This window comes from Pseudomonas sp. FSL R10-0399, assembly GCF_009600165.1.
GTDB classification, from domain to species: domain Bacteria; phylum Pseudomonadota; class Gammaproteobacteria; order Pseudomonadales; family Pseudomonadaceae; genus Aquipseudomonas; species Aquipseudomonas helleri.
Genome location: NZ_WIWK01000247.1, coordinates 1 through 1303 on the forward strand (window position 1 = coordinate 1; position 1303 = coordinate 1303).

Here is a 1303-nt window from a genome sequence, read left to right on the forward strand (position 1 = left end):
CGACCCAAAACCCGGGCTAGTTAGCTATGGTAAGGACTACAAGGTAAGCTTGACTGCAACTTTCAGCACTCTTCCGGCAATCAATGACACTATCACCCTCGGTGAGCGGGTGTTTACTTTTGTAAGCGATCCAGACGTAGCTGGTCAGGTGGGCATCGGGGCTACCACAGCTGAGTGTGTTAGCTTATTGATTGACGCTGCTATCGACATCTATAGCGGTGATACCGTCGCCCCAAAGTTTCGTTCTGGGTTGTACCTACAACAGGGTGATGCGCTGCTCTGCGTTGCAAGGGACTCTACAGCAACCAACTTCAAGGATATTTTCGTAGCATCGGTAAGCGCCCCTGCTCGAATCGTATTGTCAAGCCGCACCCCGCAATCCATCCCTGACCCGGCCCCCTACTATGACGAGCAGTTGGGCGCGGCTATACCGGACTACCGTGGCAGCTACGGCTTCTCCGACTTCACTATGAAGGATAGCCAGCTCTTCGGTTCAGAACACCCAACCCGGACTGCTCGCGATGCGATTCGTCCAGACAAGAACTGGCTGATCGATACAGGTGGTGGTGCCTACTCAATCAGCGGGCTAGCGGGTAACTCGTCGCGGATGCTACAAGGGCATCGCTATTTCAACGTACGGTTTGATAACAGCTTTGATCCGTTCAGTGTGCGCCTCGGCCGTACCCATCGAGACGAGTTTTTCGGAGTTCAATTTGATGGAAACCGAGCTAACTACAGCAACCCCGATGGTTCTAACGTAGGTAATAACCTCCGCGACTATAAGTACGGACCTGTCACGCGCATCCCGAACATTACGCGACGAACTCGCTTCTACTCATTGGATACTTCCCTGTGGGCGGAGTATTGCAACCTGACGGATAGCGGTTCAGGTAAGATTTTATCGGGTACGGGGGGCAACCTGCTAACCAGCACCTTGACAGTTACGCGGGGCAGCCTAGTGGTCGACCGTAGCGAAAGCGCTAATGGCGTCGGCACAATCGCTATTTACGGAGGCTCATCGGGGCAGTCTGTTTTACGGTTCAAGAAGGGGGGCGATGCCACCACACAAGCGTCGCTCCGCTATGACCCCGTTGCGGCTAAGTTCACGCTAGCTTCGACTGGCATCTTTGGGGTACAGGTTCCCAGTTTTAATATGCAATCGTCCGCGCCAGTGCGTAGCTACGTCAGTTCAGGGGGAGAGCTAACAGTCTCAGGTAACCCTGAGACTGTTGGGGCGACCATTTTTCGTGTACGCAGCGGTAATGACACTCGGCTGCGCCTATCTGACACAGAACTGGTTCCA

At 54.0% G+C, this 1303-nt stretch carries 1 protein-coding gene; it reads left to right on the top strand.

Annotated elements, in window-relative coordinates; all coding sequences use genetic code 11:
* Positions 1-49: 49 nt before the first annotated feature.
* A partial coding sequence (locus tag GHO41_RS29230) for a hypothetical protein (RefSeq protein WP_153435340.1) occupies positions 50-1303 on the top strand: 1254 nt, incomplete at its 3' end.